General features: G+C 47.2%; 24 protein-coding genes, 1 tRNA gene and 1 pseudogene. 12 read left to right on the top strand and 14 right to left on the bottom strand.

Annotation, left to right across the window (positions count from 1 at the left end; genetic code table 11):
* Window positions 1-15: 15 nt before the first annotated feature.
* Window positions 16-2,625 (bottom strand): ComEC/Rec2 family competence protein, encoded by a 2,610-nt coding sequence (locus QUA43_RS24055; protein WP_333377070.1) that lies wholly within the window; start codon window positions 2,623-2,625, stop codon window positions 16-18.
* Window positions 2,626-2,836: 211 nt separating this feature from the next.
* Entirely contained in the window at window positions 2,837-3,316 is a 480-nt protein-coding gene (locus tag QUA43_RS24060) for a DUF4079 domain-containing protein (RefSeq protein ID WP_333377072.1), read from the bottom strand.
* Window positions 3,317-3,569: 253 nt separating this feature from the next.
* Between QUA43_RS24060 and QUA43_RS24065 the strand changes: the two genes are divergently transcribed.
* Window positions 3,570-4,616, top strand: a complete 1,047-nt coding sequence (locus QUA43_RS24065; protein WP_333156861.1) for an endonuclease/exonuclease/phosphatase family protein — start codon at window positions 3,570-3,572, stop codon at window positions 4,614-4,616.
* A gap of 834 nt (window positions 4,617-5,450) precedes the next feature.
* Here QUA43_RS24065 and QUA43_RS24070 read toward each other — a convergent pair.
* Window positions 5,451-5,789: a DUF1815 family protein gene (locus tag QUA43_RS24070; RefSeq protein ID WP_015176985.1), complete on the bottom strand. Its 339-nt coding sequence runs from the start codon at window positions 5,787-5,789 to the stop codon at window positions 5,451-5,453.
* A gap of 456 nt (window positions 5,790-6,245) precedes the next feature.
* Between QUA43_RS24070 and QUA43_RS24075 the strand changes: the two are divergent.
* Window positions 6,246-6,448: pseudogene (locus QUA43_RS24075) on the top strand (RNA-guided endonuclease TnpB family protein); the annotation flags it as partial.
* Between the two features lie 32 nt (window positions 6,449-6,480).
* Here QUA43_RS24075 and radC read toward each other — a convergent pair.
* A complete protein-coding gene (gene radC / locus QUA43_RS24080) occupies window positions 6,481-7,212 on the bottom strand; it encodes a RadC family protein (protein WP_333229317.1) in 732 nt (243 codons plus the stop codon).
* Window positions 7,213-7,411: 199 nt separating this feature from the next.
* Complete coding sequence (locus QUA43_RS24085) at window positions 7,412-7,654, bottom strand: hypothetical protein (protein WP_333377074.1); 243 nt, start codon at window positions 7,652-7,654, stop codon at window positions 7,412-7,414.
* A gap of 239 nt (window positions 7,655-7,893) precedes the next feature.
* Between QUA43_RS24085 and QUA43_RS24090 the strand changes: the two genes are divergently transcribed.
* Window positions 7,894-8,910, top strand: coding sequence for a succinate dehydrogenase/fumarate reductase iron-sulfur subunit (locus QUA43_RS24090; protein WP_333377076.1), 1,017 nt, complete (start codon window positions 7,894-7,896; stop codon window positions 8,908-8,910).
* Window positions 8,911-9,004: 94 nt separating this feature from the next.
* Window positions 9,005-9,193 (top strand): chlorophyll a/b-binding protein, encoded by a 189-nt coding sequence (locus tag QUA43_RS24095; RefSeq protein WP_333106934.1) that lies wholly within the window; start codon window positions 9,005-9,007, stop codon window positions 9,191-9,193.
* Between the two features lie 239 nt (window positions 9,194-9,432).
* On the opposite strand, the gene QUA43_RS24100 is transcribed toward QUA43_RS24095, so the two are convergent.
* From QUA43_RS24100 to psbX, 5 genes are all read right to left on the bottom strand, one after another.
* Complete coding sequence (locus tag QUA43_RS24100) at window positions 9,433-10,053, bottom strand: pre-peptidase C-terminal domain-containing protein (protein ID WP_333377077.1); 621 nt, start codon at window positions 10,051-10,053, stop codon at window positions 9,433-9,435.
* A 132-nt stretch (window positions 10,054-10,185) separates the two neighbouring features.
* Window positions 10,186-11,637 carry a DVUA0089 family protein gene (locus tag QUA43_RS24105; RefSeq protein ID WP_333377079.1) on the bottom strand — a complete coding sequence of 484 codons (1,452 nt, stop codon included), beginning with the start codon at window positions 11,635-11,637 and terminating at the stop codon, window positions 10,186-10,188.
* Window positions 11,638-11,747: 110 nt separating this feature from the next.
* Window positions 11,748-12,872 (bottom strand): redoxin domain-containing protein, encoded by a 1,125-nt coding sequence (locus QUA43_RS24110; RefSeq protein ID WP_333377081.1) that lies wholly within the window; start codon window positions 12,870-12,872, stop codon window positions 11,748-11,750.
* Window positions 12,873-13,140: 268 nt separating this feature from the next.
* Window positions 13,141-13,950 (bottom strand): Ycf66 family protein, encoded by an 810-nt coding sequence (locus tag QUA43_RS24115; protein WP_333377083.1) that lies wholly within the window; start codon window positions 13,948-13,950, stop codon window positions 13,141-13,143.
* A 280-nt stretch (window positions 13,951-14,230) separates the two neighbouring features.
* The gene (psbX, locus tag QUA43_RS24120) at window positions 14,231-14,350 is read right to left on the bottom strand and encodes a photosystem II reaction center X protein (protein ID WP_333051895.1); all 120 of its coding nucleotides are present in this window, start codon (window positions 14,348-14,350) and stop codon (window positions 14,231-14,233) included.
* 124 nt (window positions 14,351-14,474) lie between these two features.
* On the opposite strand from psbX, the gene QUA43_RS24125 reads away from it, so the two are divergent.
* The gene (locus tag QUA43_RS24125) at window positions 14,475-14,759 is read left to right on the top strand and encodes a YggT family protein (protein WP_006634856.1); all 285 of its coding nucleotides are present in this window, start codon (window positions 14,475-14,477) and stop codon (window positions 14,757-14,759) included.
* Between the two features lie 172 nt (window positions 14,760-14,931).
* Here QUA43_RS24125 and accC read toward each other — a convergent pair whose 3' ends face one another.
* Window positions 14,932-16,287, bottom strand: a complete 1,356-nt coding sequence (accC, locus tag QUA43_RS24130) for an acetyl-CoA carboxylase biotin carboxylase subunit (protein ID WP_333377084.1) — start codon at window positions 16,285-16,287, stop codon at window positions 14,932-14,934.
* A gap of 228 nt (window positions 16,288-16,515) precedes the next feature.
* On the opposite strand from accC, the gene QUA43_RS24135 reads away from it, so the two are divergent.
* From QUA43_RS24135 to QUA43_RS24145, 3 genes are all read left to right on the top strand, one after another.
* Window positions 16,516-16,599 (top strand) — tRNA-Leu (locus tag QUA43_RS24135).
* Between the two features lie 57 nt (window positions 16,600-16,656).
* Window positions 16,657-16,869, top strand: coding sequence for a hypothetical protein (locus QUA43_RS24140; RefSeq protein ID WP_333377086.1), 213 nt, complete (start codon window positions 16,657-16,659; stop codon window positions 16,867-16,869).
* A gap of 23 nt (window positions 16,870-16,892) precedes the next feature.
* Window positions 16,893-17,105, top strand: coding sequence for a helix-turn-helix transcriptional regulator (locus tag QUA43_RS24145; protein WP_333377088.1), 213 nt, complete (start codon window positions 16,893-16,895; stop codon window positions 17,103-17,105).
* Between the two features lie 73 nt (window positions 17,106-17,178).
* Here the strand turns inward: QUA43_RS24145 and QUA43_RS24150 are convergent, their stop codons facing one another.
* Window positions 17,179-17,439 (bottom strand): hypothetical protein, encoded by a 261-nt coding sequence (locus tag QUA43_RS24150; RefSeq protein WP_333377089.1) that lies wholly within the window; start codon window positions 17,437-17,439, stop codon window positions 17,179-17,181.
* A 118-nt stretch (window positions 17,440-17,557) separates the two neighbouring features.
* Here QUA43_RS24150 and nadC point away from each other — a divergent pair, with 118 nt between their 5' ends.
* The gene (nadC, locus tag QUA43_RS24155) at window positions 17,558-18,421 is read left to right on the top strand and encodes a carboxylating nicotinate-nucleotide diphosphorylase (RefSeq protein ID WP_333377091.1); all 864 of its coding nucleotides are present in this window, start codon (window positions 17,558-17,560) and stop codon (window positions 18,419-18,421) included.
* A 315-nt stretch (window positions 18,422-18,736) separates the two neighbouring features.
* Here nadC and QUA43_RS24160 read toward each other — a convergent pair whose 3' ends face one another.
* A complete protein-coding gene (locus QUA43_RS24160) occupies window positions 18,737-19,765 on the bottom strand; it encodes a C39 family peptidase (RefSeq protein WP_333377093.1) in 1,029 nt (342 codons plus the stop codon).
* Between the two features lie 581 nt (window positions 19,766-20,346).
* The gene (locus QUA43_RS24165; RefSeq protein ID WP_333377095.1) at window positions 20,347-21,675 is read right to left on the bottom strand and encodes a pitrilysin family protein; all 1,329 of its coding nucleotides are present in this window, start codon (window positions 21,673-21,675) and stop codon (window positions 20,347-20,349) included.
* Between the two features lie 317 nt (window positions 21,676-21,992).
* On the opposite strand from QUA43_RS24165, the gene QUA43_RS24170 reads away from it, so the two are divergent.
* The 3 genes from QUA43_RS24170 to QUA43_RS24180 are packed head-to-tail and all read left to right on the top strand — an operon-like array spanning window position 21,993 to window position 23,364.
* Window positions 21,993-22,373 (top strand): RusA family crossover junction endodeoxyribonuclease, encoded by a 381-nt coding sequence (locus QUA43_RS24170; RefSeq protein WP_333377100.1) that lies wholly within the window; start codon window positions 21,993-21,995, stop codon window positions 22,371-22,373.
* Window positions 22,370-23,044 (top strand): hypothetical protein, encoded by a 675-nt coding sequence (locus tag QUA43_RS24175; RefSeq protein ID WP_333377096.1) that lies wholly within the window; start codon window positions 22,370-22,372, stop codon window positions 23,042-23,044. The genes QUA43_RS24170 and QUA43_RS24175 overlap by 4 nt, the downstream gene beginning before the upstream one ends.
* Before the next feature lie 44 nt (window positions 23,045-23,088).
* The gene (locus QUA43_RS24180; RefSeq protein WP_333377098.1) at window positions 23,089-23,364 is read left to right on the top strand and encodes a hypothetical protein; all 276 of its coding nucleotides are present in this window, start codon (window positions 23,089-23,091) and stop codon (window positions 23,362-23,364) included.
* Window positions 23,365-23,408: the final 44 nt, after the last annotated feature.

Genomic DNA, 23,408 nt, shown 5'->3' on the forward strand with positions numbered 1-23,408 from the left:
CCACATTGTAAATCATTATAAAAAAGAAGTTTGATTTTCTTCAGATTCCAGAGTGGTCTTAAATCCCCCTGCTGGAGTCCACTGGAGGGCTCCGTCGCGCCCTGTCCAGAATATCTGGGTTTTGCTTTGGCGCAGTTGGGCTGCGGTTTCTGGGTCGATTTCGTTAGCAGAGGCGATCGCCACTTGCGGCCCCACTGCGCCCAATAACTCAGCCGTCAGGGCTTTTCCTGACCACCACAGCACTTGAGCCGGCTTCAATGTTCCCGTTGCTGCCAATTTTTTTTGCGCTTCGGGTGTCATTTCACCGACGAGCAACCAAGTTCGATTTCCCACCAGGAATTCTACCACCGGAATCTCCGCATTCACGAACTGCAACCGCGTCGAACCCAGATCGACGGTACTGTTAGTTTCTAAAGGAAAGTAAACGCCTTGGCGAGATTGCACAGCCGTTATAAATTCCTGATTGTTGCCACGGTGAATTTGTTTCGGAGCCTGGTTATCATAAAATGTTTTAATTGGCAAGCGTTCTAGTAATTTTCCCCAACCACTGCTCAAACCTAAATGACCGTGACTGGCGATCGCAAAATTCACCGAATTAACTCCTTGCTTCTGCAAAAAAGGCAACACTGTAAACCTTACGGTATTTTCATCACCGCTATTAATTAGCGCCACTTTTCCCCTATCTTGAATTACTAACACTGGTTCCCCAGATGTCGCCAGCAAAGTAACTTGAAATAAAGATGCTTGAACGTGCCAAGCTGGCAAAACTATGATACTTATTCCCGCCACAAGCGCCAGCGGTAAAATCCAAGCCGCCGAAAAAACCGGCAGCCTAATAACTCTGCTTTTCCCCTTCTTCTCTCTCCCCTTTTCCTGGTTTTTCCCTCTGACTGCTTCCGGCTTCAGTCTTTTTTCTTCCTTCCTCCTTCTATCCGTTACATCCGTTACATTGCTCGTTACCGAACTTCCCCCGATCCAAACCCAGCAAATTAAACTGTAAAGCGCGATTAGCTGAAACACTGATACTTGACCGACAGCTACCGAATTACCGGGTAATTGCGAGAAATATTGGGCGATCGCAATTAACCCCTTTGCCGGATAGTCCAGCAGTTGCGCTAAAACACTGCCAGCCGGCGGAAAAATTAATCCAGCTAAAGCGCTAACCATCCCCCCAATACTCAAAATCCACAGCAAAGGAGCCGCAATAATATTAACTAAAATGCTGTAAGGTGATACCACGCTAAAAACGTAAAGTAACAACGGCAATACCCAAACTGAAGCCGCGATCGGAACCACAACAATCGAAGCGATCGCGGGCGGCATCCAGTCCAACTTTGCCATCAGCGGGGGCGTTGTCACTATTAATCCCAAAGTCGCCAAAAAACTCAGTTGAAAACCTAAATCCCAAATCCACAAAGGGTTAACTAGCAATAAAATAGTAGCAGCGATTAACAGCAATCCCAGCGGCTTAACTTGGCGGTTCAGCACCAAAGCAAATAATGTTCCAAATCCCATTAAAGCGGCGCGGCATACTGAAGCTTCAAAGCCAGTTAATCCCACGAGCAAAAATAAAGCACCGACGCCAAAGCTAAATTGTAATTGTTTGGAAAAACGCCTGGTTAAAGCTAGAACTAAAGCCAAAACCATCGAAACTTGAGTGCCGGAAGCTGCGATCGCGTGGGCTAATCCAGCCTGCACAAAAAAGTCGCGGATGTTGTAAGGTAAATCTACTGCTTGTTTGCCGAGGGCGATCGCACTGATCAAGGGCCCTTCGGGAACATTTAACTGCGATAGTTGCGATCGCACGATCCGCTGCCGCATCGCTTGAATTTTCGATGGCCGCATCCCGCTGGGTTCCCAGAAAGCATCCGCTTGGTTGTTAACTCGATTGACATCCGCGATCGCCTTTTCTCTCCTCCAGTCAATTTGACGCCCTTTTAGCCCTGCAAAAGCTCCTTCTCTGGCTAAATATTCTTGAAAATCAAAAGCCCCCGGATTCGACGGCGGCTGCGGTTTGTACAAGGAACCCACAACTGCGATCGTATTGTCGGCGTACAAACTTGTTGCTTGCAGCAGCGGCACTGTAACGTAGAGTTTGCCGGATACTGGGCGGTTGACAACTACTCCTCCCTCGCCGCCGTTGATTTCGCTAACTAAATCTGTTTCTAGCCAAAATTGCGATCGACCCGATCGAGTCAATCGAGGCGTACTGACAACTCTACCGCGAACTGTCACTGCCACTTCTTGAGTGTTTCCGCCAGCCGGAATCAGTTTGCTGATGTCATCCATTGCCGGTTGGGGCGATCGAACTACAAAATAAACGCTAGCTAGAAATGCCAGCAAACCCGCAACTGCCCACACCCATTTCCCTCTCGGCAGCATCTCCAACAAACTCAACTCTTCCCTCGCATCTAAGGGTTCTTCAAGAGCATTTTCTTTTTGTCTGCTGCGTCTTTTCTTAGTAACTTTGACAGAATTTTTAGTATATTTTCGCAACAGTTTTGGCAGGGCAATCGCCACCGATATTCCCAAAGCAAGTATCGCGTATCTACCCCAAGAAACCGCTGTAGAAATCAATCCCAAAATGTAGGCAAGACAGAAGATGACACCCGTTGCTTGATTCATTAATTAGCAATTTAGAGGGGGAATATTTCAGGGAAACCTATGCGGAAATTATGCACTCCTTACTAACGAAAGCGGGTTTTTCAACCGGGGTAAAGGGCTAAACGCCGTGAACTTGGGTAAAAAACCCGGTTTCTGGCTACCCGTGCGTAAGTTATGGCAAAAATTCTTTCCTTACATTCTTTCCCTTCCCGTTCCCCTTGCTCTTCCTCTTCTAAATAGACAGCCCCAATTTTAAACCGAAAGCCGCGTGCAGCACCATAAGTGCAAGGGCCGTCGTGCCTAAATAAGCGTGAACCGCGCGCAGTGCCAGCTTATTGCCCCCAAAACCCGTCAGCGAAATCAAGCTGCCAATAGCCAGCAAAACCAGCACTGTCGAACCTGTCCAAAAATGCGGGCTTTCCATGACTGGCTGGTGCTGCATCACCAGCGACAGCAAGCCGCCTGTATAGCCCAAAGCTAGAAACAGAAACATCCACGGTGCAAGCTTGCGGTGATCCGAGCGACTTTTGAGTGCGACATCTTTATCGGTGGCCAAACGTCCCTGCCATCCCGTATACCCGACAAAACTGCCCATTGCCACTACCACGATCCCCATCATTACAGGGTGTCCCCAATGGGTAATTGGTTCGGGAATTCCCAGACTGCGAAATTGACTGGCGATGGGTTCGAGTAGTTCGCTGAGATTGATCATTTGCTTGAGATTCCTAACTTTGCGATCGCTAATTTTGGTTTAACCAACAACTTACTCTAAATAGCAATATTATCGATCGTGATTTTCAATCACTGTTCCCAGCCAGAAGTCTGTATAAAATAAAAGAGCCGGACACATGAGAAGTGTATTACCTAGCCTCAGTAGGGGATCTGCCATTTCAGTTAATTTGAGCTGAGCAGTATCCAGTTTTTTGTCCCCACACCAGTAAGAGGATGCTATTGCAGACGGCGCTATGATTAAGCCTTACCGATTTTTGCAGCGAATTGCTCAACTGTTCGCCTACGCCTACTCAGCACTGATTGTCGGCTATCTGATTCTGAGACTGATCTTTTGGGACAGGTTGTGGCCGGTTGCCTTGATGGGGGATTTTGTTCCTTGGATTTTCTTGCCAATCTTCCTGCTGCCAATTCTAGGGTTTTTTCTCATAAAGAAACGCTGGTTCGCGATTGTTTCATCTGTGGCTAGCCTCTGCCTGCTGGGTTGGCTACACGTCACCTACTTTTCTCCCCAGCCTGCGAACATCAGTGACTCCCCGCCAACGCTCAAGGTTTTTTCTCTCAACCTCGGCTGGCATCACAAATCCCCACAAGCCTTGATTAATCTAATTCAGGAAGAAAAACCCGACCTCATTTGTTTGCAAGAAATTAAGGAGGATTACGCCAAAGAAGTATTCTCTAAGTTGGCCGCATTATACCCGCACCACCTGGGGCGCGGATACCATGTGATTCTCAGCAGATATCCCATTCGCTCTTTCCAAAAGTTACGGCTAGCCGGTGGGAACGAACCACAAGAACGAGCTATTATCGAAATGAACCAGCAAGATGTAGTTCTTTATAACATTTCAACAACCCCACCGTGGTTTCGCCAGCATAAAATTTTGCCTTTCCTCAAAATCCCAGTTTACGAGTACGGCGACCGACCGGCACAAATTCAAGATTTAGTGCGGCGACTCCAAAAAGAAACGCTGCCGACTATTGCCGCCGGGGACTTTAATCTGACTGACCAGTCTCAAGACTACTATTATTTGAAAGCGGTTATGCAAGATGCTTTCCGAACAGCAGGAGTGGGTTTTGGCTTTACTTTTCCTCACGGGTGGGATCTGAGTTTACTGGTTAAACAGTTAAACTGGAAATTAACTTTTCCCCTGGTGAGGCTTGACTATGTTTGGTATTCTCACCACTGGGGGGCAAAATCAGCCAAGGTTTTACCGCCAATCGGTTCAGAGCATCTGCCGGTGTCGGCCCAACTGGGGATGCAACCGGAATTTGGACGAGTGTAGGGGGTTGGCAACACTTTGGTGGGGCGACCACAAGGGTATTGGTGTCAATTTAAGCTCGGGGCGAAGAGCGTGATGCTGTTGGCGAATCCGTGAAGGGTGACACCTCACATTTGCTCCCGTCGCACCCCTCTTAGATCGTGTCCGGATAATTCCCCGCAATTAATTTTTCTATCCTTCTTCCTCTTTCTTCTTCCTTTTTGGCGTACTTGGCGTCTGGGCGGTTCATTATTAAACCCCCCAAAGAAACAAAGTATTGATTCGCCAACAGTCTCATGGAATTCGCGACTATACCAACAGGGAATTTTAGACAAATGAAGATGTTTTCAACCAAGCACAGACTAATGGCTCGAATTAAGCCTTACCGACTTTGCAGTTGACCGCTGAATCGCCCGTAGGCTATAGCCCTCGGTCTGCGCTTCACCCAATCTTCACAGCCTCATCCTCACTCTGGATGTTAAATCCTACCTGCCTGCTCAAAGTTAATTTCAATTCCTTGAGTTTTGAATGGCAAAGTGAGAAATTAACATCGCAGCCGACGAGCCGTCACACTTCTAAATTTTGCTAATCGCTCTCAAGGGAGAATCAACTGCGGAAAAAAAACTAGAGGTTCCAAGTTTGAGACTTCTGGCATAAAGTATGCCGTCTGCCCAGGCTCACTTCGATCGACTGAGCGCTAAACAGTCTCAAGGCACCCTGATAGCACTCTTGTCTGTTGAGCAGCCATAGCTGTGCACCTAAATGAATCCTCTCAACTAACTCGCTGGGGATTCGGTTTTAGCAGACAAGCAGCCACTTTCTTGCGTCGCCTTCCTCGGAACCGTGCAATCGCTACACTCACTGCGCCGTCGCTAAAGTAGCTTCCGAAGGTTGGATTTGATACTTTACGAGATTTGCCAGTTCTTGTAACTGATTAATCGCTTCTGCACCTTCTAGTTTCATGAGTTCGCGGTCATCCCGCATCTCAGTCCAAGTGATACCGTAATCTGACACTAAGAATCGAATCAGATGGTTGTCCGTCAAACTGACCATAAATGAGGCACTGTTCATCTGACCCCCGCAAGTGTAGCAGGATGCCAGATAACCCCGATGCTCTAGCACGATCGCTAAAGCTTGGAGATTCATTACCAAATCTTGAACGAATTTACGGTGTTGTTCTGCAAGTCTCAGAAACACAGTTCTCCTCCTATCACCACACCGTGTATTTTACAGCCCATTTAATAATTTCTTAATAAGTGGGTATTTAGGTGCTGGTTCAGTATACGTTTAGTATGCTCAAAAAAAATCGGATTAGCGACCTCTTCAGCCTACCTATACTAGATTAACCGAGTTGTGCTCGAAACGAAGTATCAGCAGCGACATTCAGCCAAAACAGGCTCTAGGGGGGGACTCCAGCCGGAAAATTTGCCTGCTGTCACGGGTGATTCAGCCGTCGGAGAGCCCAAACATACAAATAACTAATGATAGTAATCAAATTAGTTAAGTATTGTAAAACAGGATTGAGTTTCTCGTCAAAGATAGTCAGGAATAGTATATGCTGACTCAGCAAAAGGATTCGCACTGCCCAAGCAACCGCTTTCAACGCGGCCTTTATTGACGAGCCACGCCTGTAGCTCATGCAGCTAGCCGATTGGCAAACGCATCCACAGAGGTTTGTACAAAACCGCAGATGGTTAATTAATGCTGACGTGAATGGGTCTTACAATATCATGAGAAAAGCAATCCCAAATGCTTTGTGCAATGGGATAGGGAGCTGCGTAGTTCAGCCGAGGCGGGTCAATCCGCTTAAAGTAAAAAAGAAAGGGGAGGGACTTAAAGCCTCCCAGGTCATGTGATAAATGACTATACTTTTACAAGCTATAAGAGTTCAATCGCCCTGGGGATACTCGTCCCAAAGCGTCGTCGTCTGCCGCAAGCTCCGAAAATCGCCATTCCCCAAAATCAAGTGATCCAGTAGCGGAATTGACAAAAACTGCGCTCCCGCTAGCAACTGTCGCGTCAAAGCAATATCCTCCGGGCTGGGTTCCACAATCCCCGATGGGTGATTGTGCGAGATAATCGCCCGCGTCGCCCCCTGGCGGATTACCTCGCGAAAAATATCCCGTGGGTGAGCCAAAGTTTCCGTTGCTGTGCCGATCGTAATTACCTGAGTACCCAGCAGCCGATTTTTCACATCCAGCAGCACCACAGCAAAACGTTCCTGAGACTGCCACATCAAATCCTGACTCAGGGCATCCGCCGCCGCTTGCGGAGAGTCAACCACAGCCATTTCCGGTGGGCGCGACTGAAACACCCGCTTCCCCAACTCCACCGCAGCCAAAATCGAAGTTGCCTTAGCAGGGCCAATCCCATGAATCTGCGTCAACTCCTGAACGCTAATAGTGCGTAGCACAGCCAGAGGATCACGGGAATGCAAACTCAACTGATTTAAAATATACTGTCCGAGCCCGACGGCGGAAAGTTTGCCGGGTCCCTGACCCGTGCCCAGGAGAATCGCAATCAATTCTGCAGTCGCCAAACTTTTCGGGCCACCCGCCATCAGCCGTTCCCGTGGCCGTTCACTCGTTGGCAAATCGACAATTCTCAAGCTGTAAGTCATAGCTGCACCCGCACCGCAAGCTCAACAATTACACAATTTTAGCCGATCGATTTGCCTTATTCAATTCGTACAATCACCCAAAAAAGCCTTCATGATTAACCGCGGCTGTTGGCAGATCAAATCTAACCTAGCGTTTCGCAAGCGATCGAGTCTCGATCTCGATACCATAAAAGTGAGGTGCAGACTCAGCACCCTGCGTTCAGCGCAAAGGTGCGCTTACCCTAAATTCTCGCCATTCAGTTGAGGCCAGCAGCCCCGAGGAAACTGGTTGCGGCGCCTTAGGTGCTGTAACCCCAAGCAAAACGAACGAAACTGCCATCAACCCGCCGTACAAGGCAGCCGATCGCTTGCGAGTGCCCAATCCCACCCATTGAGGATTTAGCAGACCCAGACAAAAAGCCGGTGTGGAAAACATGAAAGTTAATACAAACAAGCTGGACATCACACACCTCCGACTAGCGAATTGCAGCGATTAATTACTTGTATCTCCAATTAATAGCTCATAAATCCGCTGAAAAAAAGTTGCAATTTAGGATTTATAACTTTAGAATTATTGATGTCGATCAAACAAGAATAAATTTCTTAAAACATCTTACTTTAGGTAGTTGTTAAAAAAATAATAGCTTTCTCGACCGTCCAAAAATTTAGCTTAAAATAGATACTAAATTCTTTACTCAAAATATGAAAGTCCGCTTTAACGTAGTCCGCCAAAATCAAAACGAGGCTCCCCGGGTTCACACTTACACCATAGATGTGGAAGAGAGCAATACCATCCTTGACTGCCTCAACAGTATTAAGTGGGAACACGACGGTACTTTAGCTTTTCGCAAAAATTGCCGTAATACCATTTGTGGCAGTTGTTCTATGCGAATTAACGGTCGATCGGCATTAGCTTGCAAAGAAAATGTAGCCAGCGAACTGGCAAGACTGCAAAAAATAGCTGATTCCAGCTCAGCAGAAAAGCCGGCCGATTTCATCCCAGAAATCACCGTCGCCCCAATGGGAAATATGCCGGTTATTAAAGATTTGGTTGTTGACATGACCAGTTTTTGGGACAACCTAGAAGCAGTTGAACCCTATGTAAGCACCGCCTCGCGAGCAATTCCAGAACGGGAATTTCTGCAAACTCCAGAAGAGCGATCGAAACTCGACCAAACTGGCAACTGCATCCTCTGTGGTGCGTGCTATTCTGAGTGCAACGCCCGCGAAGTCAACCCGGAATTTGTCGGCCCCCACGCCCTCGCCAAAGCTTACCGCACGATCGCCGACTCCCGCGACAGCGAAACCGAAAATCGACTGGAAAAATACAACGAAGGCACCGCAGGCGTCTGGGGATGCACGCGCTGTTACTACTGCAACTCGGTTTGCCCGATGGAAGTCGCGCCGATGGATCAAATTGGTAAGATTAAACAGGAGATTCTCGATCGCAAAGACGACCAAGCCAGTCGATCGATCCGCCACCGCAAAGTCTTAATCAATCTCGTCAAAGAAGGTGGCTGGATAGATGAGCGGAAATTTGGCATCGAAGTAGTAGGAAACTACTTCCGCGACGTTAAAGGTTTGCTGAGTCTGGGCCCGTTGGGTTTGAGAATGATCGCTCGCGGCAAGTTCCCGCTGTTTTTTGAGCCTTCTGAAGGCACTGAAACCGTGCGAAATCTGATCGAATCGGTTCAAAGTTTAGAAAAGTCAGCAGATTAGCGATCGGCTGTCCTTTTCCTGGTAAATTACAAGTTGTGCGATCGCAAAGCTTCCCCAAAATCATCACTCAAAACTCGAAACTTAAAACTTTTAAATGACTGCTCAAACTCCTCCCTCCCCAAAACCGACAACCCCAAATACCCCAAAACCAGAACCAGCGTTTGGGTGGAATGCCTACGCCGAACAAATCAACGGACGATTTGCGATGGTGGGGTTCGTGGGACTTTTGCTGCTAGAATTCTTCACCCGCCAGGATTTTTTTACCTGGCTGGGTCTGCGTTAAATTAATCTGAATTAAGCAAAAAAGGAAGCTGAAAAATTATTGAGATTTCAGCTTCCCTTCTATTTTTAAGCGTTATTTAAAATACAGATTCTCAATTTATAGATGCAGGATTATAACATTTATAGTTGCATACAAACATATGAATTTACCAAAGTTGATAGTAGTTGCTTGTAGTGCGATCGTCCTTGAATTATAGGGACACGGCAATGCCGTGCCCTGACTGCCAAGTTTCGTTCAAACTAATTTCCAGTTGTTTCACGGACGGTCAAACTGTACTTGCCTCTACCTTTTGGAGGCGGATCGTAAGCATTGACAATGACGCGATAGCGACCATTCGCAGACAAGGTAACAGAAATCTCTGAATTGGAATTTTGCTGCGTTGCATCATCATTTTCTCCAAGTAGCTCGCCCTGGGAGTTGAAAATAGCGAGATAAGTATCAAACTCGGTACTTTCTACGGTAATAATCACTTTTTGACCCTGAGTGCCTTCAAAGGTATACTCGTCGTACAAACTGCTGTCTGAGGGCAGTACAGAAGACTTAGCAGGGCTGAGTTCTCCGTTTTGCTCTAAAATGATTTTAGATGAACCCGCATCAGGACTCGGCCGAGGTTCTACAGTAGGGCTCTGAGTTGGCGAACTTTGTGGTGATGGCGACGGGTTGGGACTTGCTTGAGCTAAAACACCCTTTTCAGCAGGCTTCGCATCAGTTAAATTTTGAGGAAATTCTGCTGAAATGAGGGTGGAACTACTGTTAGCAACTCCACCTAAATTTGAAACTGGCGGCGAGACAGTCGGCTTGCCAGAAAAAGTAGCTACCAGAGCAATTGGCGCGATCGCCCAAAATCTAACTTGACGCATGAATTACCTCGGTTTGCAAGGAAGAAGGAAGAAAGAAGTCAGTAGTCAGTAGTCAGTAGTCAGTAGTCATGAGTTATTTGTTAGGTGCTACCAATGCCCAATGCCCAATGCCCAATGCCCAATGCCCCATTTTCACCGGACTGTTAGAGTGTAACGGCCCCTGCCAGAAGCATCGTAAGCATTGACAATTACGCGATAGCGACCCGTAGCGGGCAAAGTAACGGTCAGAAACGCATTTTTAGTCGAATCGCTCTCATCGTCATTTTCTGCCACCAATCGGCCGTTAGGGTCAAAGATCGCCACATAGGGATCGAAATCTGTACTTTCGAGGGAAATGGCTACAGACTGACCCGATCGACCTTCAAAAGTATACTCTCGATACAGACTGTTGTCAGACGGCAATACTGGGCCGCCTGCGACTAAAGCGCCTTCTTCTTGCAAAATCGCCCGAGAAGGCGCGGTAGGAGCACTCGCTTTCAGTTCTAACGTATAAGCCCCTGACTGCTTAGCTTGGTAGGAATTTGCCACTAACGTGTAAGTCCCGTCTGCTGGCAGCCTGACTGTAATTCTGGCGTCTTTACTGCCTGCCCCGTCATCGTCTTGCGCGATTTCGCGCTGGTTGGGCCCGAGCAAAATTAAATAAGGGTCAATCTCTTGACTTTTCATTTCTATTGTGATTTGCTGGCCCGCTTTTCCCTCAAAGGAGTAGAGGTCAAAAAAGCTGTTGTCGGTGGGCAGAACGCTAGACTTGTCGGTGAGGAGGCCGCTGACGGGGGGCCCGTTTAACGCAACTTTTTGAGGTGATTGGTTGCCACCAAAGGGCGATCGGGCTTGAGCCACGCGGGGAGCTCGCCCTTCTCGCACCGCTGTCAGGAAAGCGGGTAATTTGTCTGCGGAAATTGCAAAACCGATACCGATACTGCCACCGCCCCGACCGCGAGTAAAAATAGAAGTATTGACGCCGATTAATTCTCCTGAACTGTTGAGCAGTGGGCCTCCAGAATTGCCGGGATTGATGGCGGCGTCGGTTTGAATTAAGCCCCGCTGCTGGTCGATGCGGCTGACGATTCCGACTGTCAAAGTACCTTGAAATTGACCGAAGGGATTGCCGATCGCAAATGCTTGTTGCCCGACTTTCACCGAACCGGGACGGGCTAAAGGAATGGTGGGCAAATTGTTTTGACCGCGAATTTTCACTACGGCTAAGTCTAGACCTTCTTCGCCGAATCCGATGACATCGGCGACAAGTTTTCTGCCGTCTGACAAAATGATATTGACGGTACCGCCTGCCGAAACAACGTGGGCGTTCGTTAACACCATGCCGTCGGGGCTGATAATTGTGCCACTGCCGTTAGATTTATCTGTATCGACTGTAACAACCGCCGGACTAGCCTTTTCGTAGACCCGAATATTGGTTTGTTCTTCGACAGTTTGGGCGATCGCACCCTGGGAATGCACCGAGTTAAATTCCGTTAAATCTGTTGATTGCCGCACAGGGGATGTGGTAACAACCGCACTGGCGCTGGCTGCAACCCCAACCGTTAAAATTCCCGATACTGCTAAACTTAGAAGTTTGAAATTCATGGCGATCGATTTAGTATTTAGCGATCGGTAGCTAGGAATTAGGTTTTGTGGTTAACCGCTAACTACCTTCTGTAATTATTTTAGGACTTGCACCACGGTAGTGACATTCCTCACGCGGGTTCTCCAATTCGGGAATCTGAATCAGCAGCTAAATACTTAAAATTAGCTTGTCGTACCGCAGCATCCTCATTGCCGTAGAAAAAAGACAGCAAAGCAAAACGCTGGCCGCTAATCACCGGCGTCGCTTCATGCAGCAAAGAACACGAAAAAATAATCGCCGTGCCAGAATCCCCTTTATAACCGTGCGGCGCGTACTCTGGAAACCGTAAAAATCCCCCCGTGTACTCTCCCACATTCAAGTTTAGCGTCATCGCAAACCTGCGGTGCAGCGTAGCTTTGCTAGTGTTGTCGCGGTGCGGCCGAAAATAACCGCCACTGTCAGCATCGTAACAACCTATCAAATACCGTTCAAACCTGGTAATTGTAAACTGAAAAGCTTTCTCTACTTCCGGCCGCACCCGGCGCAAAATAATCGCATTCAATTGTCGCTGGAAATCCTCGTCTTGAATAAAGAAATCTCGGCGCTTCTTAAAAGTGTCGTCGTGCAGGCCAACTGTTTTCCCGCCTATTTGCCTCATAAAGCCCGAAGGACTGCCACCGTGAGTTTTGTACATATCGATTAAACTGCGGCAAGATACTTTGTCCAAAACGTTAGGAATTACCAACACCGGGGCGTGGCGAGTGGCTGGTCGGCCTTCCTCAATTGGGGGCAAAGTTTTGATAAAATCTAATACTTGCTGGGCGTGTTGGTGCGGTTCGCCCATCGGCAAAATATTAATTACCTGAAGGTTTTCGTTGAGAACAAAAGTTTGTGGTGCATAGTGAACTCCGGCAACTCCATTTTCTTCGACTTCTCGGAAAACACCGTACTGCTGACTGACTTTTTTGTCTAAGTCCCAGAAAAAGATGAATGACGGAGCAATTGTTGTTGGTCTGTTTTGTTCTTTGTCTGCTGGGTCAACGCTCACTCCGAACCTCGGTACTTGCAAGCTTTGGAATTCTTCTGAAAGCTCTTGAAAGCTTTTGAGGATAACTTGGATTTGTTCAAAAGCTGCGCTGGCAAAGAAAAACAGCACGACTCGCCGGCCGCCAACAGTCGGGAAATGAAATAAGGGGTTATTTGTAGAAGGGACGGAAAACCAGGGAGCCGGATCTCCTATTTCGAGTAATGGCATCTTGCTGATTTAAGATTTGGGATTTTATATTTAGATTATTATGCTGTTGATTAGTTCCACAGATTCGGTATGTCAAAATAATTTTGAAAAAATATTAGCTTTTATTTGTGTATATCTATGTGGGTCTGGGGTTTCACCCTCGCAATTTACAGTCTTTTTGATCAATTTCATATCTGAGAATAAGTAGATGGGCATCAATAAACGCAACTTATTTTTTTGCCGGCGGGTACGATAAAAGTTTAGTTTCACCCATCTACTTAGTGTTTGCCTATTTGTCGAAACTGGGGGAATTATCCGGTTGGTCTTCCGGGTATTCTACAGGTCGATACTCCACGTAGTCTGACGGCGGTGCTTCCACATCGCGGTTGCTGGGGCGAGACCTCGATGATTCCGTAGGACGGGGTTTTTTGGTTCTCGGCGGCGTATCGGAACTGCGGTTTTCCGAAGCAGGGGGGCGACTGCTGCGGCTGCGGGTCGCTCTTTCTTCGGGGTTGTCTGAAACGTCCCAGTTGTCAGACTCTTGGGCAGGCGGGGCTTCTGGGCGAGAGGGACGTTTGCGCGAGGATCGATCGGGCGAGTCGGGCCTGGAGGTGTTAACGCTGCCGTTGCGATTCGAGGGGCGGCGACGGGGTTCATCGTCGTAGGCTTCCCGAGAGGAACGGTTGTCTTGGCTGCCTCTGATCCTGGGACGCTGGGGATAGTCTTCCTCTGGTTCTAGCTGTTCCATTTCGGCATCGTAGCCGTCGTAACCGTAGGCGTTGCTGACCGGTCGCTCTTCATCGACGTATTGGGCGCGAGTTTTGGCTTGGGCTGTGGTCGCTCCTCGCAGTTTAATGCTTTCTGCTGCAAAAAATATGGCGGTACCGCTGAGCAGAAATTGACCGAATGCCAGAATGGGGTCAAGCCGCCATCCTTGAAATAACAGAATACCGCCGCACAGTAAGCCGACTGCTGCAAAAAAAATATCGTGGTCTCGGGCTAGTTTGGGACGCCACGATCGCAGAAAATACAGTCCTGCCCCTGCTACTGCTAGGATAATCCCTAACAGGCTGCTCCAGTTCAATCCTAAATTGACCATTAGCCTATCTCCTATGTCTTTCCTATGTTAGCGAGTTAGATTTTACATCTATCATTAAGTCTGTCAGCCCGACTGTGCTTTCTGGGGCAGCGTCCGGTCAGGGTTTCAGCTTGGGAAGTGAGTATAATAATGAGTTTAACGGGAAAAAACCTCAGCTTGGCCGTCAACTGAAGGTTTTGCCTTGACAGTTGCTGGTAGCTGAGGTTTCTCAGATCGGGAAAAGGCCTGACGTGCAGGCGAAAATTGACTTTTACTCCTGACTTGAAGCCCCCCAGACTTTTTAGGTGCGCTTGATTTTGTCTTTTTGGCTGATGAAGATCAGGGCGATCGTTGCTGGAAGCACTACTACCACCACGCCCACCAGCAGGCTGTACAAAAAGTTCGCTAGAGAAGGAGTCATAGATTCCAAGCCTTTGTTACAACAATTTGATTTTTATTAATTTTATACTTTCGATCGCACCTGTGAAACGGTTAAAATTCTGAATAGCAGACTTAACAAAACTTAAAATTTCGAGATAAGACCCATGACTGGTATTACCGTTGCAAGTTGGATTCTGGGATCAGTCCTAGTCGTGATGACTTTGCTGTTTATTTTTCGCATCGTCCTGACTTGGTATCCCGAGGTGAACCTGAGCAAGTTGCCGTTGAGTCTGATTGCTTGGCCGACTGAACCTTTTTTAGCCGTAACTAGAAAGATTGTACCGCCGATCGGCGGGGTGGACATTACGCCGATTATTTGGGTGGGTATCTGTAGCTTGCTGCGAGAAATGATTCTCGGTCAGCAAGGGCTGCTGACAATGATGATGTAAGAGTCATTAGTCATTAGTCATTAGTCATTAGTGGGATTAAGGTGGCAATGCCAGTCCAGCCTGTGTCAAGTGGGTGAAGAAACTCCTTAAGCGCTCGAAATTTCCTTTCTTGCGATCGTCAAGACTCCTGCTAATGACTACTGACTACTGACTAATGACTACTGACTACTGACTAATGACTGTTTTGGTTCAAGAACTGTTCGACGAAATTCGTGTAAACTTCGCCGCTGAGAAACTCGGGGGAATCGAGGATTTTTTGGTGGAAGCTGAGGGTGGTAGGAACGCCGGTGATGGCGCACTCCCGCAATGCCCGTTTCATCCTGCGGATGGCTGTCGGTCGATCGCGCCCCCATACAATTACTTTACCGATTAAAGAATCGTAGTAAGCGGGTATTTCGTAATCGGTGTAAACGTGAGAGTCCATCCGCACGCCGGGGCCACCGGGAGGCAAATAACCGCTGATTATGCCGGGGTGAGGGCGGAAGTTGCGATCGGGATCTTCAGCATTAATGCGGCACTCGATGGCGTGGCCGTTGAGAATTACTTGGTTTTGCTTGATTTGCAGTTTTTCTCCTTGGGCGATGCGGATTTGTTCGGCTATCAAGTCGAGGCCTGTAATCATCTCGGTGACGGGATGTTCTACTTGGATGCGGGTGTTCATTTCCATAAAGTAGAACTTGCCCGATTTGTCAAGTAAAAATTCGACAGTACCCGCACCCGTGTAGTTGATGGATTTGGCAGCGGCAATGGCGGCGTGACCCATTTGATCTCGCAGTTTCTGGCTGAGGGCGGGGCTGGGGGCTTCTTCGAGGAGTTTCTGATGTCGCCGCTGAATCGAACAATCTCTCTCGCCGAGGTGGATGACGTTACCGTAGTTGTCGGCGAGGATTTGGATTTCGATGTGCCGGGGTTTTTCGATGAATTTTTCGAGGTAAAGTCCGGGGTTGCCGAAGGCTGCATCGGCTTCGCCTTGGGCTGCGGAGAAGAGTTTGGGGAGTTCGCATGCTTCTCTCACTAACCTCATCCCCCGGCCACCACCGCCGGCTGTGGCTTTGATCATCACAGGATAGCCGATTTCGCGGGCGATCGACAAAGCTTCGCGATCGTCTGCCAGCAATCCCTCGCTACCGGGAACTGTGGGGACTTTCACCCGCTGCATGGTTTCTTTGGCGGTGGATTTGTCGCCCATCGCCCGCATCGCCGCAGGAGAAGGGCCGATGAAGGTAATTTGATGGTCGGCGCAGATTTCGGCAAATCGGGCGTTTTCGGCGAGGAAGCCGTAACCGGGGTGAATGGCTGCGGCGTTGCGCGTCAGGGCGGCCGCGATGATGTTGGGGATGTTTAAATAGCTTTTGCTGCTGGTGGGGGGGCCGATGCAAACGGCTTCGTCTGCCAACTGGACGTGCAAGGCGTGTTTATCTACGGTGGAGTGAACGGCGACCGTGGCAATCCCCATTTCCTCGCAGGTCCGCAATATGCGGAGAGCTATTTCTCCCCGATTAGCGATTAAAATTTTCGAGAACCCCATCTTCGCTGCTTAATTCACTCAATATTCTGTACAATAATGCCTTTCGGTATGTTCTGGATAATCGTTTTCCAGAAATTGTTCACAAAAATTTATTTTACATTTGGCTGGTAGTGGTGCTATGATTGTAAATCGGCGGTGCAAAAGGGCAAGTCACAAGTTAAATGTCAGGAACCTCAACCTGTGAATCTTTAACTCGTAACGCAAAAATCCCGGAGATTGCTAGAAAGAGCGGATGTGGCGGAATTGGTATACGCGCACGCTTGAGGTGCGTGTGGCATTATGTCCTTGCGAGTTCGAGTCTCGCCATCCGCATTGAATATATAAAACAACTGTTGACGGTTTTGGCTGTCGGCAGTTGTTTTGTATTTGATGGGTGGGTGGGCAGAAACCGGGTTTTTGCGAGATACTTTGTTACGGTGGGAAGATTTGGGAAAAAACCCGGTTTCTTTGATTGTGCGCGAGTACCGATCGGGTGCGGATTCATCAGATATCTTTAAGTGCGATCGAACTTCTGACAGATCCGCACCATACAAAATACTCTTTAACTGTCGATCGACAATTGTGTTTGAATTAAAAACATAGATAGTTATCGTTTGTCAAGTAGAATGGGGTTAGTTAGGTTCCGAATCCGAGAGTTGGCTGATGAAAAAGGATGGACGTTAAAGGATGTTGCCGATCGATCGGAGGTTCCGTACAGCACAGTCAGGCACTATGCTCGATCGGAAGGACTAGCAACGGTTGATATCACATCAATTCAAAAAATAGCTTGCACGCTCGATGTTTTGATTGAGGAATTAATGGAAGTTGTCAAAGAATGAACCGATTTATCAGTAAGTCGCAAGGATATGACTGCGAAAACAATAGGTATGAACGCCGTGGCATATTCTGGCGTTACTTAATCATGGTAGGAAAAAAATAACTTGAAAATCCCGAAGTTTTGTGGATACTGGTTTCTATAAGTTGCATATTTCGGCTTTCATACCCTAAATCAGCAACGCCGGTTAACGCCACAGGCGTTAACCGATGGAGCGGTGGAGCTAGAGGTTCAAAATGCAAGTTGAGAATGTAAACGCCTCGCTGAGATCCAACTTGCCTAAAATCGCCCGATCGACTATTCTTCCTAGTAGCAGTTATGGACGCAAGGGTACTCAAAAACCGGGTTTTTTCCGAGATCCTTTGTTACATACCGGTTCAATGGTAACACCTTCGACTTCGCTCAGTGCTTTGGTTATGATGCGTAATTCCTGTTAATATAACAACTGACAAAAACATGACAGCAATATTACCGCCTTGGATAGTTTTAGACTCCCTATTGCACAACTGGCTGCTCGAAGATATCGGTAGGGGCGATCGCACAACATCGGCCTTATTTCCCGCAAACAGCATCCAGGGTACTGCTAAATGGATAGTCAAAGAAGCTGGAGTCATTGCGGGATTGCCAATTGCCGATCGCACATTTAAACTTTTAGACAGCAGCCTCAGTTTCATCCCCCAAGTACCAGAAGGGAAACTGTGCAAAAAAGGAGAAGTAATTGCCGAAATTTCCGGCAATTTCGATGCGCTGCTAACCGGAGAAAGAGTAGCATTAAACTTGGCAATGCGTTTGAGCGGCATCGCTACTTTAACTCAAAAATATGTTGACAAAATTGCCGATTTGCCCGTGCAATTGGTAGATACGCGCAAGACAACGCCCGGATTGAGATTGTTGGAAAAATACGCAACTCAAGTCGGCGGTGCTTGCAATCACCGGATGGGGTTAGATGACGCGGTGATGATTAAAGACAATCACATTGCCGCGGCTGGGGGAATTGCAGAGGCGATCGCCCTAATTCGCAATTCTATCCCCTATCCGCTGACAATCGAAGTCGAAACCGAAACTCTCGCCGAAGTAGAAACAGCTTTACAGCACAAAGCTGATATTATCATGTTAGATAATATGTCCTTGGATTTGATGCGGCAGGCAGTGGCAATAATTCGCCAAAAGAGCGATCGGGTAAAAATTGAAGCTTCCGGCAATGTTACTTTAGAAACAATTAGAAGTGTAGCGGAAACCGGAGTTGACTATATTTCCACGAGTGCTCCGATTACGCGATCGACTTGGCTGGATTTGAGTATGAAAATTCAGAGTCATTAGTCATTAGTCAGCAGTCATTAGTGATAGAAAACATGGTCAATACCAAATTCAGAGTCATTAGTCATTAGTCAGCAGTCATTAGTGATAGAAAATATGACCAATACCAAATTCAGAGTCATTAGTCATTAGTCAGCAGTCATTAGTGATAGAAAATATGGCCAATACCAAATCAGGCTTTCATACCCATTTTACTCTTTAGTCTCCCTCTGCTCGGACTTCGTTCGACTCTTAAGCGATTTGAATCGCCGAATAATTCCAGAGGCAACTTATCTCTTAGCTAATGACTAATAACTAATGACTAATGACTCTTAACAATTACTTCGAGATAAAATGAACCCAAAAATTCCCGTCAGGTATACAGAGGCTGCGGATTAAGCGGTAAGTATAGTGCAAGTAAGCACCGCTGATACTTGTATCGTAGCCAGTTCGGAACCACTCGCCATAGGGATCGTGGACGAAGAATCCCTCGCTGTCGTAGCCTGATGCAACTATAATGTGACCGAAAGACGTGAAGTATCCGTGGATGACAGCCGGATTTCCGCTGGCTAGCCAATCTTGAACGTCATCAATAGTTGCATTCTCGGTAAAGAAATCTTGAGCGCCGTAATCTCTAACAATCTTTGCTAAATCGTAGGGGTCCCAGCGACTGTAACCTTTGGCGATCGCATATTCGTAAAGTTCGTCTTCATATTGCCCGGTTTGTTTGCGCCGTGGCACCTTCAAAAAGTCCAGACACATCGCTAATGAAGTTACATTGCAAGAACCTGTAGGATTATTCAAGTTATCCATTTGCGATAGATAGGGAATGCCAAGCCTGACTGTTGGGGGATTCGGTTTCGGAAAAAGTAGAATGCTGTCTTGAGTAATTTGAGCGTGCCCTCCGAAAACATACCAAACCCCTGAACCTTTGAAAGACTCGTTGCGGAGAGCAACTCTGAGGTGACCGCGAGCCGGAGCAAAAGCCAGGATCTCAAACTCTTTTCCTGCTGGTATTACTTGTTTTTCCGAGTCCTGAAGTTGAGAAGACGCCACCGGTTTTGATTTAAAAATGGTGTCTCTGAGCGTTTTCAGGATCAGGGGCTGTGTGGGAATGTCCTCTGGCTTGGTTTCGATCAGCTTTTTGGCTGTGACTGCTCCCAAAAAACCCGGTTCGCCGCACTTCATCAGAGTTTGAAATCGGTGGAGGGTAGCGGTAGACAGAGGGCCAAAAATTCCGTCTACCGGAGGCTTCAGTAAACCTAGGTCAATGAGGCGGCTTTGAATTTGGCCACTGAGTTCGTCGTCTGCAGCAATTGCTTTGGCATCGTACCTAATTTCTGAGTTGAGAAAGTTTTGTAATTTCATGCTTGCGTGCCCTGTCAATCGATTTTAGATTTTAGATTTTAGAATTACGATGCCGATAAATCTGGTTTCCTAGACTAAATTGCTTGCTCGTCAATAATTCCCAGTTTATCGTCTCATAAAATTACGGTAATTTTACCTATCGATTTTAGATTTTAGATTTTAGAATTACGATGCCGATAAATCTGGTTTCCCTAGACTAAATTGCTGGCTCGTCAATCATTCCCAGTTTATCGTCTCATAAAATTACGGTAATTTTGCCGTTCAATCGATTTGAGATTTGAGATTTGAGAATTACGATCGCCGATAAATCCGGTTTCCCTAGACTAAATTGCTGGCTCGTCAATCATTCCCAGTTCATCGTTTCATAAAATTACGGTAATTTTGCCGATCGCCCGTACCTTAAAGGCTTCATATTAATTATTTGATACAAAACCTTCAAGGCGAGAGCCGATCAAATTTCACGCACTCTTGACTAAAAATCCCTCGTGCGCGTTGACATTGTTTCTGCCGAATGCCGAATGCCGTTGGATGCCTCAAAAGCAGACGGATGGCAGAATTCCCCTGTTGAGGCGAAGTCAGATTTATGCTTCTTCCGGGCGAATTACCACAACACCCATCGCGTCGGGAGACAGATATTTGACAGCGGCTTCTCGGAGATCCTCGGCAGTCTGAGCTTGGATGCAGGCGGCATAGTTGAGGGCGGGAGCGATATCTCCTACCATTGACTGATAGTAACCGTACAAACTTGCTCGATCGCTCGGAGTTTCGTTACCAAAGATAAACCGATTTGCGACTTGAGTGCGGATGCGGGAAATTTCGGCATCTGTCACCAGTTCGGTTTGGAGAGTGCGGATGTGTTGGACGATGGCAGCTTCCACTGCTGCCAAGTTTTCTGTCGGTAGTTGAGCGGAAATTGAGAAGACGCCGCCGAGTCGCTGAGTCATGTTGCTGACCGAAATTGACGACACTAGCCCTTTTTCTTCGCGCAAATCCTGAACCAAGCGAGTTGTGCGGCCGTGACCCAATATTGTCGCCAAAACGTCGAGGGCATAAGTTTCGGACATTTCCATGAAACCTGGCACTCGCCACATCACGATCAGTCGGGCTTGCTGAAGGGCAGAGTCTACAAATTCGCGGCGGACTGTTTCTGTAAACGGCGATTCTTGGCCGTAGTTCAGGATTTGGGATTCTGGGTGAAAGTTGCTGACAGCAGGCACATTTATTTTGTTGTTTTGTGATGTACTTTTTGCTGCAAAACTGTCTGCGACAATTTCTATTAGTTGATCGACTGGCAAATTGCCTACAGCTACGGCTGTCATGGCCCCTGGGTGATATCTGCTGCTGTGGAAATCCCGCATTTGTTGCGCTGTCAACTGTTCGATTACGGCAGTCGGGCCGAGTACCGGCCGCTTGTAGGGCAAAACTTCAAATGCTAATTCCATCGATCGCTGATAGGTGCGGCGGCGGGGATTGTCTTCCGATCGTCTAATTTCTTCTAAGACTACCAGCCTTTCGCGATCGAAGGCGTCGTCGGGAATGCTGGCGTTGAGCAACACATCGACTTGCAGGGGAGCTAGTTCGGCAAAATCTTTAGGGGCTGTGGTGATGTAGTAGTTAGTGTAATCTTGGCTGGTGGCTGCATTGGTGACAGCGCCGCGTTGCTCGATCGCGCGCTCAAATTCGCCACTGGGAATGCTGGGAGTTCCCTTAAAAATCATGTGTTCTAAAAAGTGAGCCATGCCGTTAATGTTGTCTGGTTCGACGGCTGAGCCTAAATTGAGCCACACGCTGAGGTTAACAGCATCGACCGGCAAGTGTTCGGCTATAACGGTGAGGCCGTTGGGGAAATGGCGGATTGTTGGGGCGTTGAGGGGCGATCGGGCTGAGGTTTTGAGCAGGGTTGATGTCATTGTGCTTTTAAATTTATCTTGTTCTCTATATCTTAAAGGGTCATCCGATTTTAGATTTTAGATTTTAGATTTTAGATTGATCCCAGGGCTGATGGTTGGTGGGGATGTTGTCGGGGGCGATTCCCTACCCTTCGGGATAGCTTCGCTTCACGCGAAATGCGAGAGCGGTGAGGGCGTGAGGGTTAGGAGAAATCAGTGCGATCGACAAAACAAAAGTTGATTTGTTAAAAGTTACAAGTTATAGTCGAGTGTGAATTTAGCGTTTAATCCCTTCTTTTCGCATTCAATTTTCGGAGTTGTAAATGCAATTTGAGTTTATGATTCCCAGACGCCCTGTATCTTTGCAAACGAGGCCCAGAAGCAAGCTACAGAATTGGCAAGCATTTGTACGTGCAGAAGCGTCAAAAACTTGGGTAGAAACTCCTTATTCAGGAAATGTTCATTTAGCTTTAGTATATCTCTATGATACTGATCCAGTTGACACAGACAATATAATAAAGCCCATACAGGACGGACTAATTGGATTAGTTTATGAGGATGATTCACTTGTCACAGATGTGGAGGCTCATCGTCGCTCGCTTAGTGACACGTTTGACGTTGCTTTATTTCCGTCATTGTTGCTCCGTGGCATAATATCTGGCAGTGAGTGCGTTTACGTTAGAATAAATTCAGCAAAAGCATTAGAGAGTTATCTATGACTGCTACTAAATTGATACACGACAAATCAGTATCTAAAATTGCCGAAAAATACCGACAAGAAGGCTATACAGTATTGGTTGACCCTGAACCCGAACAGATCCCTTTCGATTTAGGGACATATCGTCCAAATTTGATTGTAAAAAAGAACGAAGCCGAAGGTTACATAATCGAATTCAAACGTTCTGCCAGACAAACATCCATAGATAGGTTGAAAGAAATTGCTGAAATAGTTTCTGAAAATACAGGCTGGCGTTTCTTGTTGATTACTGAAGAAGATGCTTTACTGAAAGACAACTCCAATGAAGTAAATCTATTGTCTTGGCAACAAATTTTTACTAGAAAAACACAGGGTGAACGTCTAATTTCATTAGGAGAAAACGAAGGCGCGTTTTTATCACTTTGGGGAACAATTGAAGCACTCCTGCGTAGACGAGCTGAGGAAGTCACTATTCCCATTGAAAGATTTCCAACTGTATCTCTGATCAAACATATGTATTCCCAAGGAGAACTTTCAATCGAAGAGTACGATCGAGCAATGCTACTTTTAAGCGTAAGAAACCGATATATTCATGGATTTGAAGCGCCCGAAGTCAATGAGTCTGTATCTGAATTGCTCGCCCTTGTCAATGAATTAATCAGTTTATGGGCACCACAGTTATCTCAGTCCTAAAAGGTTTGGCAATAAGTCCTGATTTTTTTTGGTGACAGCAAAAGATGGAAAATCTAAAATTGCAGAAAAACTTAATATTTCCACAAGCATCTTTTCAACGATTTTGGCGATCGACTTCGGGGAAAATCGGCTTAATTTTGACTGTAGCACTGATGATCTCGGCACTGTTGGCCCCCCTACTTTCCCCTTACGATTCGGCGGTCGATCGAGATTATTTGTCGCGCTTGGTGGCTCCTAGCGCTAAACATTGGTTTGGCACCGACGGTTTGGGGCGAGATTTGTTGGTGCGTAAGGATTCAGGTCTAAACCAGGGGTATTAAAGAGGGGGTCTGCACAGCAGGATTAACCCTCGCTTTGATAGCTT

It is taken from the genome of Microcoleus sp. N9_B4, assembly GCF_036701635.1.
In the GTDB taxonomy this organism is placed as follows: Bacteria; Cyanobacteriota; Cyanobacteriia; order Cyanobacteriales; family Microcoleaceae; genus Microcoleus.

Excerpts from the sequence above, each read along its gene's own strand:
- QUA43_RS24055 (WP_333377070.1), bottom strand. The coding sequence starts at position 2,625 with ATGAATCAAGCAACGGGTGTCATCTTCTGTCTTGCCTACATTTTGGGA.
- QUA43_RS24060 (WP_333377072.1), bottom strand. The coding sequence starts at position 3,316 with ATGATCAATCTCAGCGAACTACTCGAACCCATCGCCAGTCAATTTCGC.
- QUA43_RS24065 (WP_333156861.1), top strand. The coding sequence starts at position 3,570 with ATGATTAAGCCTTACCGATTTTTGCAGCGAATTGCTCAACTGTTCGCC.
- radC (WP_333229317.1), bottom strand. The coding sequence starts at position 7,212 with ATGACTTACAGCTTGAGAATTGTCGATTTGCCAACGAGTGAACGGCCA.
- QUA43_RS24085 (WP_333377074.1), bottom strand. The coding sequence starts at position 7,654 with ATGTCCAGCTTGTTTGTATTAACTTTCATGTTTTCCACACCGGCTTTT.
- QUA43_RS24090 (WP_333377076.1), top strand. The coding sequence starts at position 7,894 with ATGAAAGTCCGCTTTAACGTAGTCCGCCAAAATCAAAACGAGGCTCCC.
- QUA43_RS24095 (WP_333106934.1), top strand. The coding sequence starts at position 9,005 with ATGACTGCTCAAACTCCTCCCTCCCCAAAACCGACAACCCCAAATACC.
- QUA43_RS24100 (WP_333377077.1), bottom strand. The coding sequence starts at position 10,053 with ATGCGTCAAGTTAGATTTTGGGCGATCGCGCCAATTGCTCTGGTAGCT.
- QUA43_RS24105 (WP_333377079.1), bottom strand. The coding sequence starts at position 11,637 with ATGAATTTCAAACTTCTAAGTTTAGCAGTATCGGGAATTTTAACGGTT.
- QUA43_RS24110 (WP_333377081.1), bottom strand. The coding sequence starts at position 12,872 with ATGCCATTACTCGAAATAGGAGATCCGGCTCCCTGGTTTTCCGTCCCT.
- QUA43_RS24115 (WP_333377083.1), bottom strand. The coding sequence starts at position 13,950 with ATGGTCAATTTAGGATTGAACTGGAGCAGCCTGTTAGGGATTATCCTA.
- psbX (WP_333051895.1), bottom strand. The coding sequence starts at position 14,350 with ATGACTCCTTCTCTAGCGAACTTTTTGTACAGCCTGCTGGTGGGCGTG.
- QUA43_RS24125 (WP_006634856.1), top strand. The coding sequence starts at position 14,475 with ATGACTGGTATTACCGTTGCAAGTTGGATTCTGGGATCAGTCCTAGTC.
- accC (WP_333377084.1), bottom strand. The coding sequence starts at position 16,287 with ATGGGGTTCTCGAAAATTTTAATCGCTAATCGGGGAGAAATAGCTCTC.
- QUA43_RS24140 (WP_333377086.1), top strand. The coding sequence starts at position 16,657 with ATGGGTGGGTGGGCAGAAACCGGGTTTTTGCGAGATACTTTGTTACGG.
- QUA43_RS24145 (WP_333377088.1), top strand. The coding sequence starts at position 16,893 with ATGGGGTTAGTTAGGTTCCGAATCCGAGAGTTGGCTGATGAAAAAGGA.
- nadC (WP_333377091.1), top strand. The coding sequence starts at position 17,558 with ATGACAGCAATATTACCGCCTTGGATAGTTTTAGACTCCCTATTGCAC.
- QUA43_RS24160 (WP_333377093.1), bottom strand. The coding sequence starts at position 19,765 with ATGAAATTACAAAACTTTCTCAACTCAGAAATTAGGTACGATGCCAAA.
- QUA43_RS24165 (WP_333377095.1), bottom strand. The coding sequence starts at position 21,675 with ATGACATCAACCCTGCTCAAAACCTCAGCCCGATCGCCCCTCAACGCC.
- QUA43_RS24170 (WP_333377100.1), top strand. The coding sequence starts at position 21,993 with ATGATTCCCAGACGCCCTGTATCTTTGCAAACGAGGCCCAGAAGCAAG.
- QUA43_RS24175 (WP_333377096.1), top strand. The coding sequence starts at position 22,370 with ATGACTGCTACTAAATTGATACACGACAAATCAGTATCTAAAATTGCC.
- QUA43_RS24180 (WP_333377098.1), top strand. The coding sequence starts at position 23,089 with ATGGAAAATCTAAAATTGCAGAAAAACTTAATATTTCCACAAGCATCT.